The sequence below is a fragment of the uncultured Thiodictyon sp. genome (genome assembly GCA_903837595.1).
Taxonomy (GTDB): domain Bacteria; phylum Pseudomonadota; class Gammaproteobacteria; order Chromatiales; family Chromatiaceae; genus Thiodictyon.
In genome coordinates this window covers 1-2,490 of record CAILVI010000076.1, presented here as the reverse complement: position 1 = coordinate 2,490, position 2,490 = coordinate 1, and the positions used below count along the sequence as shown (strand labels likewise).

Here is a 2,490-nt window from a genome sequence, read left to right as displayed (position 1 = left end):
GGTGGTAGAACCAGAACTCGGCTATCTCCCGTCAGCTGTAGTGTGTAACCTACACGGTGAACCGGTACTCAAGGTGAGGTCTCGAAAGCGTCCATGTCCCCAGATTTTAACTTTGGCGATCTCGCCATCATGCAATGCTCGGCGTTCCACCCCGAGCACAACGGCGCCCTGGCCGAGATCGTCGCCCCTGAGCAGTGGCGGGGGTCGCTGACGCCCGCGCGATGCCCCAGGCCCGTCCAGCGGCTCTACCGGGCCCGGCTGATTGCGCCTAACGATGGCGAGCTGGTCTTCTCAGCGGCGCGTTACCAACTCCGCCCCCTTGACGGTGTGGCGTTTGAGCGCGCGTGGCCGCTTGCTGAGACCGAGCGCCGGTTTGGTTCCACCCTGGTGCCGCGATCCGATCACGACCCGCACGCCGAAGGCCGGCGGGCGCTTGCGGCAGGGGAGGGGTGTTCATGACCTGTCCGGCCAGGGTCGCTGAGTGCGGGTGGTTCGGTGCCGGTTACGCCGTGTTTGGAACCGCGACCGCCGATCGCGATTTCTACCCACCATTGGACGATGACGAAGCACAGCGTCAGTGGCTCGCCGGGTTCGGTGCGGCCTGGGTGGAGTGCCCTGATGATGCAGCTATCGCGTCGATTCTCGACGGCGACTGGTTGGGCGGGGAATCGGTCGAGGAGGCCCTGGTGCGGATCGTGGGGGACCAGAGGGAACTCCTGCGTCAGCTGTGGGCGCATGGACTCAGCACGGTCGCGCGGGTGATGCACTGATGCGTGCCTTGCAGGCATTGGGCGTGCGTGGAAGACGCATCATCCGCAACCGCCACCATCGTTATGATTGCCGTACAATTATCATAATTCCACGGCACCCGTGTCTGACATTCCTTTAACCCGTCGCGGCGGTGCCCGTCCTGGGGCCGGGCGCAAGCGTGGCTCGGGCCCCTTCGGCGAGCCGACGACCCCGCTCCGCCTGCCGGTCAGCCTGGTGCCCGCGGTGCGGGCTTGGTTGACCGCTCGGTCCGCGGGTGCCGTCGCCGGCGCCCCGCAGACCTTTACGCGGCATCCGACCGCGCTGGCCTTGCCCCTCTACGGGTCGCGCATTGCCGCCGGCTTTCCTTCGCCCGCCGACGATGACCTCGAAGGCACCATCGATCTCAACGAGCACCTGGTCCGACACCCGGCCACCACCTTCTTCCTGCGCGTCCAAGGGGATTCGATGATCGGTGCCGGCAGCCGCGATGGCGATCTGCTGGTGGTCGACCGCGCCCGGGAGGTCAAATCAGGTGCGATCGGGGTGGCCGCGGTGAACGGTGAGCTGACCCTCAAGCGGCTGAAGCTCGAGGGGGAGCGGATTTGGCTGCTGCCGGAGAACCCGGACTTCCAGCCGCTGGAGATCCGCGACGGTACGGCGCTGGTCATCTGGGGTGTGGTGGCCCATACCGTGCATTCCTTTTGACCGCTCTTGCACGCAGCGACCCCCTGTTCGCCCTGGTCGACTGCAACAACTTCTACGCCTCCTGCGAGCGGCTCTTTGCGCCGAGCCTGGAAGGTAGGCCGGTGGTGGTGCTCTCCAACAATGACTGCTGCATCATCGCCCGCAGCAACGAGGCCAAGGCCTTGGGCATCCCCATGGGCGCGCCTTACTTCAAGCACGCCAAACAGTTGCGCCAAGCCGGCGTGGCGGTGTTCTCCTCCAACGATGCCCTCGATGGCGACCTGTCCCGGCGGGTCATGCAGGTGTTGGCGGGCTTGGCCCCCCGCGTCGAGATCTATTCGATCGACGAATGCTTTCTCGACCTGGCCGGGGTTCACCCCGAGCCGACCGCCTACGGCCTGGAGATCGCCCGCACCGTGCGGCAATGGACCGGCATCCCGGTCGCCGTCGGTATCGCCCCGACCAAGACCCCGACCAAGACCCTGGCCAAGCTCGCCAATCGCCTGGCCAAGAACGGGCGCAACCCGGCCGGTCCGGTGCTCAACTGGGCGTGCCTGCCCGACCCCGCGGCGGTGCTGGCGGCGGTACCGGTGGAGGATGTCTGGGGGATCGCCGCCGGCTTTGGCGCACGCCTGCGCCAGATGGGCATCGCCGATGCGCTGCCCCTGAGCCTGGCCGAGCCCCGCCGGTTACGGCAGCGCTTCGGGGTGGTGGTGGAGCGGGTCGGTTGGGAGCTGCGCGGGCGCTCCTGTCTGCCCTTGGCGTGTGTCGCGCCGCCGCGCCAACAGGTCATGGTCTCGCGCAGCTTCGGCGCCGGGGTCAGCGACCTGGACGACCTGCGGGCCGCGGTGACGGCCTTTGCCAGCCGTGCCGGCGAGCAGCTGCGTGCCCAAGGGTTGTGCGCCCCGGCCGTGAGCGTCTTCGTGCAGACCAGTCCGTTCGATACCGCCCGGCCCTGCTACGCCAATGCGCTCACCGTCGCGTTCCCCACGCCGACCCAGGACAGCGGCACCCTGATCCGGCACGCGACCCAGGGCGTCGGGCGGCTCTTTCGCC

General features: G+C 67.9%; 4 protein-coding genes. All 4 read left to right on the top strand.

Annotated elements, in window-relative coordinates; translation table 11 throughout:
- Positions 1 to 93 precede the first annotated feature (93 nt).
- Positions 94 to 459 carry a hypothetical protein gene (locus tag QZY44_RS04125; protein ID WP_295442636.1) on the top strand — a complete coding sequence of 122 codons (366 nt, stop codon included), beginning with the start codon at positions 94 to 96 and terminating at the stop codon, positions 457 to 459.
- Positions 456 to 770, top strand: coding sequence for a histidine kinase (locus tag QZY44_RS04120; RefSeq protein WP_295442633.1), 315 nt, complete (start codon positions 456 to 458; stop codon positions 768 to 770). Before QZY44_RS04125 ends, QZY44_RS04120 begins: the two co-directional genes overlap by 4 nt.
- Positions 771 to 870: 100 nt before the next feature.
- Complete coding sequence (gene umuD, locus QZY44_RS04115) at positions 871 to 1,455, top strand: translesion error-prone DNA polymerase V autoproteolytic subunit (protein WP_295442631.1); 585 nt, start codon at positions 871 to 873, stop codon at positions 1,453 to 1,455.
- The coding region (locus QZY44_RS04110) for a Y-family DNA polymerase (protein WP_295442629.1) at positions 1,452 to 2,490 on the top strand (1,039 nt) is incomplete at its 3' end. The genes umuD and QZY44_RS04110, both read left to right, overlap by 4 nt.

Coding starts and splice junctions, on each gene's coding strand:
- QZY44_RS04125 (WP_295442636.1), top strand. CDS start 94: ATGTCCCCAGATTTTAACTTTGGCGATCTCGCCATCATGCAATGCTCG.
- QZY44_RS04120 (WP_295442633.1), top strand. CDS start 456: ATGACCTGTCCGGCCAGGGTCGCTGAGTGCGGGTGGTTCGGTGCCGGT.